The following is a 6,100-nucleotide window of genomic DNA, read 5'->3' as shown; positions in this document are numbered from 1 at the left end:
CCTTTCGGGAGGGGGCGGGTCAGGGGGTGAGACCGTAGTGCAGCGTGGGGTCGAGGTGTTCGATGTCGACGAGGCGGTTGTACTTCGCGACCCTCTCGCCGCGCGCGGGGGCGCCGGATTTGATCTGCCCGACTCCGGTTCCCACCGAGAGGTCGGCGATGAAGGTGTCGAGGGTCTCGCCGGAGCGGTGGGAGACCATGCAGCGCATGCCGGCGTCGTCCGCGGCCGCGATCGCGTCGAGGGTGCCGGTGATGGTGCCGATCTGATTGGGCTTGATGAGTGCGGCGTTGGAGTAGCCGTTGCGGGCTCCGTCGCGGATGCGGTCGGCGTCGGTGACGTAGAGGTCGTCTCCCACGAGCTGCACCCGGTCGCTGATGGCGTGGGCGAGGAGGGCCCAGCCCTCGTGGTCGTCCTCGGCGAAGCCGTCCTCGATGCTGCGGATCGGGTAGTCGGCGATCAGCTTCTCGTAGTAGCGGGCGAGTGCGTCGCGGCCGAGATCGGTGCCGGCGACGGTGTAGTGGCCGTCGCCGTAGAAGAAGCCGTTCGCGGCGGGATCCATCGCGATCGCGATGTCACCGGTGCCGGGCTGGTATCCGGCGTCGGTGATCGCTGCGACGAGGAGGTCCAGGGCGTCTTCGGGCCGGTCGATGGGGGGCGCGAAGCCGCCCTCGTCGCCGAGCCCGGAGGTGCCGTAGGCGGTGCGGACGCGGGCGGCGAGGGCGTGATAGATCTCGGCGCCGACCTGCACGGCCTCCTCCTCGGTGCCGGCGGAGACGGGGGCGATCATGAACTCTTGGAAGTCGAGGCCGTTCGCGGCGTGCGCGCCACCGTTGATGACGTTGAAGTGCGGGACGGGCAGGGAGGCGGTCGCCCCGGTGTGATCGGCGATCCACCGGTGCAGGGGCAGGCCGGTGCGCGCGGCGAAGGCGCGGGCGGCCGCGATGGAGACGGCGACGACGGAGTTCGCTCCGAGGCGGGCGAGGTTCGCGGTTCCATCCAGTGCTCGCAGCGCTTCGTCGATCTCGCGAAGCGAAGTCCAGGAGTGATCGAGCAGGAGGGCGCGGATCTCGCCGTCGACGGCCGCGACAGCGGAGCGGACTCCGCGTCCGCCGAACGCGGGGCCGCCGTCGCGCAGCTCGACCGCTTCGAACGCGCCCGTCGAGGCGCCCGCGGGGGCGGAGGCGTCCAGGACGGTGTCGTCGTCCAGACGCAGGGTGACAGCGACGGTCGGGAAGCCGCGGGAGTCGAGGATCTGCCGTGCGGCGACGTCGGTGATGACCAGCGGGTGTCCGGCGGGGTGGGTGACGTACTCGCCCGTCCCGTGGATGCTGGTGCGGGTGTGGCTGATGTAGGCGTTCATCAGGTTCCTCCTTCGTGGGCGAGCGTGATCGCCGCCCGGTCGGCTCTTGCGGGGTCGAGGTAGCGTCCGCTCCTCGAGATCGGTGTTCCGGACGGCCCGGTGTCGTACAGGTACGGCTGACCCGTCGGGATGTTCAGATCGCGGACCGCGGCATCGCCGAGGTCCTCGAGAAGGGCCCGCAGCGCGCGCAGGGAGTTGCCGTGCCCGACGATGAGCACCGTCTCGCCCTCCTGGAGGGCGGGCAGGATGCGCTCCTCGAGGAGCGGCTGCAGTCGGTGGACGACGTCGCGCAACGACTCCGTCTCCGTCATCGCCTCGGCCGGCTGCCCACGGAACGCCGCGGACCTGTGCAGCTGCACGAAGGCGGCGGCGGACAGAGCAGGCGGGCGGACGTCCATCGACCGACGCCACTCCAGGAAAGCGTCGGCCCCGTACCGGGCTCCGACGGCGCTTGTGGACAGGCCGGTGAGCGCTCCGTAGTTGCGCTCATTCAGCCGCCACTGGGCCGCGACGATCCGCGGCCGCCCTGGAAGGGCGCCGGCGATGATCCGGGCCGATTCGGTGGAGCGCTGCAGGGTCGACGTGAGGATCAGATCGGGGTCGATCGATGCGTCCCTCAGTAGCGTCGCGGCCTGTCGCGCTTCGTCACGTCCGTGGTCGGTGAGGGGGACGTCGAGGACGCCGCAGAAGAGACCGTCGGCGTTGCCGGTGCTCTCACCGTGGCGCACGAGGACGAGCGGGGGATGCGCGGGCATGGGTCACCTACCTGGTCTCTGATCGAGAAGGTAGGAACCATCAGCCTCGGCGGCAGTTCGAGCTCACGCTCGGGCGGGATCCATCACCACTGTCGTCAGCCTACGCCCGCACCTCGGTCAGGACCAGGGCAGCGGCTCCGAATCATCGACCGGGGCGAGGGGGATCATGAGGGCCGGCCGGTGCTGACGGTGAGCGAGACGGGCGCCGACGGCACCGGAGAAGACCTCCTGCACGGTGCGACGCAGAGACGGCTCCTTCGTGCCGACAATGATCATGACCGCATCGACACGGTCCGCGAGCGTCGCCAGAGCGTGTGCAACGTCACCGGCCATCTGATGCGTCTGCCACGGGACACGGTCACCGACGATCCGGTCAAGCCGCTCGAGGATCGCAGGATCTGGAGCCAGTGGAGTGTCGCAGATGCACTGCGGGCGACACCGGCCCCTTCCCAAGGGTCCGGTCCCCGCCAGCTGCCCGCGCGTACACGTGCGGACGCTGCGGCGTACCCGAATCGGCTGCTACTGACGAAGCGCGCCTCGGGAACGAACGGCGGGATCACGCTCGACCCGACGATCGGGGTGTCGTCGAGGATGGCACGCGGTCGAACCGATCACCACGGAGACCACCGCGCGCGAGGCGGTGAGAAGCAGCTCAGGCGCAAGGGGGTCGCGAATCGTCGTCGGCGCGGTTCACTCACTGCATGGATGGTCTGCCCTTCGTTGTTCTCGTCGTCATCTTTCTCGCCGCCGCCGCAGTGGTGTGGGTCGCCGGCATCCAGTTGTCGAAGGCCACGGACGTTCTGGATGCGCGTCTGCACCTGGGGAGTGCGCTGGGCGGTCTGATCGTTCTCGCCGTCGCGACGAACCTGCCGGAGATCGCGATCACCGTGTCCGCCGCGCTCTCCGGGAACCTGGACGTCGCGGTCGGCAACATCCTCGGCGGCATCGCACTGCAGACCGTGGTCCTCGTCGTCCTCGACCTGTTCGGCAAGCGCGGAAAGGGTGCGAAGCCGCTCACCTACCGTGCCGCGTCCCTCACACTCGTGCTCGAGGGGCTCGTGGTCGTCGCGGTGCTCGCCGTCGTCATCGCCGGCAGCCAGCTGCCCTCCGGACTTGAAGTGCTGCGCCTGACCCCGGACGTCGTCCTCATCGCCGGCCTCTGGGTCGTCGGGCTGCTGCTCGTGCAACGCTCCGGCAAGCACCTCCCCTGGCACGAGGACGGGCGGGCCCCCGACGCGACAGCATCCCCCTCGAAGAAGAAGACGCACCCGATGAGCACACGCAAGGCGACCATCGTGTTCACGATCTCCGCCGCGGCGACCCTCCTCGCCGGTGTCGTGCTCGAGCGCGCCGGTGACGCAGCATCCTCGCAGCTCGGTCTCTCCGGGGTGCTGTTCGGAGCCACCGTGCTCGCTCTCGCCACCTCCCTCCCCGAGATCTCGACCGGGCTGCAAGCCATCAAGCAGGGCGACGACAACCTCGCCATCAGCGACATCTTCGGCGGCAACGCCTTCCTCCCCGTCCTGTTCCTCGTCGCCACCGTCCTCTCCGGCACCGCAGTCCTCCCGCAGGCGAACTCGTCCGACATCTACCTCACCGCTCTCGCCGCCCTGCTCACCCTCGTCTACATCGTCGGACTGATCTTCCGACCCACCCGCCGCATCGCCGGCATGGGAATCGACTCGTTGATCGTGCTCGCGCTCTACACCGTCGGCATCGCCGGGCTCTTCGCCATCACCGCGACATGACGTCCGCGCCGCCGTGGGCAGATCGACCAGATCGCTGTAGCTCGAGCAGACACGGCCGCTGGCGTGATCGGCGTAGCGACGAGCCGTGCACCGGTCAGCGCAACTCGTGTGCGATCTCCAGGAACGCCGCCGCGGACGACCCGATGCGATCGGACCAGATGGCGCGGAGGGGTCGCACGAGTGCTGGTCCGCGGAGGGGCACTCGTATCAGTGAGCGCGCGGCGAGATCTGTTTCGACGGTGAGGATGCTCATGACGGCGGGCGCGATGCCGGCGCGGGCGTTCGCTCGGATGATCGCCGTCGTCTCCAGGATCGCGGCGGGAGTCGTGAGTGCGAGCCCGGCGTCGTGGAGCCATGCTTCGAGGGTCGTCCGGGTGCCGGAGCCTTCCTCTCGCGTCAGCAGTGCGGTCCCGGCCAACTCCTCGGCGCCGATACTCGCCGCGCGTGCCCAGGGGTGGTCCGGTGCCACGACGACAGCGAGTTCGTCCTCCGCGACCACGTCAGAGGAGAGCGTGGCCGTGGACGCCGGTGTCTCGACGAATCCGAGCTGCGCGGCACCGGATCGCACGAGCTCTGTGACCGTGGCTGAATTGCCGGCGATCAGCTGCACACTCACCTCGGGTGTGCGCTGTCGGAATTCGAGGAGCCAGCGTGGGAGCAGCAGTTCGGCGATGGTCTGCGACGCCGCGAGAACCAGTGAGCCGGTCGGCTGTCGCAGTGCCGCCGCGCCCGCCTCGAGGCGGCGGGACGCCTCGAGGACCGGGCCGGCCAGCTCGAGCACGAGCCGGCCCGCGTCGGTCATCAGGGACCCGATCGGAGAGCGGCGCACGAGCGGCTGCCCGATGGCGCGCTCCGCTACCCGCAGACGCGCCGAGACGGCCTGCTGGGTGACGCCGAGGGCTTCGGCAGCGCGGGAGAGCGAGCCCGCCTCGGCGATGCGTTCGAGCACCTCCAGCGTGTCGAGATCCAGGATCCGGTCCGTCAATCGCCGCGTCGCCACAAGCACTCATTGTGCCCCGCCAACACGATCGCTGTATCGGCTGGTGACGGCGATGCTCAGGCTGGAGTCATGACAACTTTCTCCCCCGCCCGCGCATCTTCCTCGATCGGGCATCCTCCGCGGTCGAGGCGCTTGTTCCGGGAGCTGGAGCATCCGGGACTGATCGTGTCGAACCTGACGCCGAACTGGTTCGCGTCGATCATGGGCACCGGCATCGTCGCGGTCGCCGCCGCGTCCCTGCCACTCCAGTTCCCCGGACTCCGTACCGGGGCCACCGTCGTCTGGGCGATCGCCGCGATGCTGCTCGTCGCGCTGACGGTCGCGACCGGGCTGCACTGGGTCCGCTACCGCGCTACAGCGATGAGGCACCACCTGAATCCGGTCCTCTCGCACTTCTACGGCGCGCCTCCCATGGCGTTCCTCACCGTCGGCGCGGGAACCCTCCTCCTCGGCAAGGACTGGATCGGCCTGCCGGCCGCTGTCACCATCGACTGGGTGCTCTGGACCGCGGGGACTCTCGGCGGGCTGGTGACGGCGGTCCTGGTGCCCTACCTCGCGTTCACCCGGCATGAGAACAAGCCCGATTCGGCGTTCGGCGGCTGGCTGATGCCGATCGTTCCGCCGATGGTGTCCGCTTCCACCGGCGCATTGCTGCTGCCGTACGCGCCCGCCGGGCAAGCGCGGGAGACGCTCCTGTGGTCCTGCTACGGCTTCTTCGGCCTCAGCCTGGTCGCGTCGCTGGTGGTGATCACCCTGATCTGGAACCGGCTCGCGCAGCACAAGGTAGGAGCGGCGGGGATGGTGCCGACGCTGTGGATCGTCCTCGGTCCGGTCGGACAGTCGATCACCGCTGTGAATCTGCTCGCCTCGAACGCGCCCACCGTCGTGGACGCCGGCATGGCGCGTGCGCTGCTGGTCGTGGCTCTGGTGTACGGCTTCGCGATGCTCGGCTTCGCGCTGCTCTGGACCGTCATCGCCCTCGCGATCACCCTCCGCACCGCGAAGGAGCACCTGCCGTTCAGTCTGACGTGGTGGTCGTTCACGTTCCCCGTCGGCACCTGCGTCACCGGACTGAACGGCCTCGCCCTGCACTCCGGTCTCACGGTCGTCGCCGGCCTCGCCGTGCTCTACTACGTCGGCCTGGTCGCCGCGTGGATCATCGTCGCCGCCCGCACGTTCCACGGTTCCGTGATCCGCGGCACCCTGCTCGCACCACCGCGGCCGGCCTGACCGGGAT

The 6,100-nt window shown here is 69.6% G+C and carries 6 protein-coding genes and 1 riboswitch; of the genes, 2 read left to right on the top strand and 4 right to left on the bottom strand.

Annotated features, from left to right (window positions below):
- Positions 1–19 precede the first annotated feature (19 nt).
- From eno to C5C29_RS09320, 3 genes are all read right to left on the bottom strand, one after another.
- A complete protein-coding gene (gene eno / locus C5C29_RS09330; RefSeq protein WP_104308314.1) occupies positions 20–1,360 on the bottom strand; it encodes a phosphopyruvate hydratase in 1,341 nt (446 codons plus the stop codon).
- Positions 1,360–2,115, bottom strand: a complete 756-nt coding sequence (locus C5C29_RS09325; protein WP_104267627.1) for a 2,3-diphosphoglycerate-dependent phosphoglycerate mutase — start codon at positions 2,113–2,115, stop codon at positions 1,360–1,362. The genes eno and C5C29_RS09325 overlap by 1 nt, the downstream gene beginning before the upstream one ends.
- A gap of 24 nt (positions 2,116–2,139) precedes the next feature.
- Positions 2,140–2,212: riboswitch (Fluoride riboswitch) on the bottom strand.
- Positions 2,213–2,232: 20 nt separating this feature from the next.
- Complete coding sequence (locus tag C5C29_RS09320; protein ID WP_181027259.1) at positions 2,233–2,391, bottom strand: hypothetical protein; 159 nt, start codon at positions 2,389–2,391, stop codon at positions 2,233–2,235.
- 425 nt (positions 2,392–2,816) lie between these two features.
- Between C5C29_RS09320 and C5C29_RS09315 the strand changes: the two genes are divergently transcribed.
- Complete coding sequence (locus tag C5C29_RS09315) at positions 2,817–3,863, top strand: sodium:calcium antiporter (RefSeq protein ID WP_104267626.1); 1,047 nt, start codon at positions 2,817–2,819, stop codon at positions 3,861–3,863.
- Positions 3,864–3,957: 94 nt separating this feature from the next.
- Here C5C29_RS09315 and C5C29_RS09310 read toward each other — a convergent pair whose 3' ends face one another.
- A complete protein-coding gene (locus tag C5C29_RS09310; RefSeq protein WP_258065988.1) occupies positions 3,958–4,848 on the bottom strand; it encodes a LysR family transcriptional regulator in 891 nt (296 codons plus the stop codon).
- A 180-nt stretch (positions 4,849–5,028) separates the two neighbouring features.
- Here C5C29_RS09310 and C5C29_RS09305 point away from each other — a divergent pair, with 180 nt between their 5' ends.
- Positions 5,029–6,093, top strand: coding sequence for a TDT family transporter (locus C5C29_RS09305; RefSeq protein ID WP_258069483.1), 1,065 nt, complete (start codon positions 5,029–5,031; stop codon positions 6,091–6,093).
- Positions 6,094–6,100: the final 7 nt, after the last annotated feature.

Origin of the sequence: Rathayibacter sp. AY1H2 (assembly GCF_002931985.1) — a bacterium.
Classification (GTDB): Bacteria; Actinomycetota; Actinomycetes; order Actinomycetales; family Microbacteriaceae; genus Rathayibacter.
The sequence above is the reverse complement of the archived record's forward strand: the minus strand, read 5'-3'. Positions and strand labels throughout refer to the sequence as shown.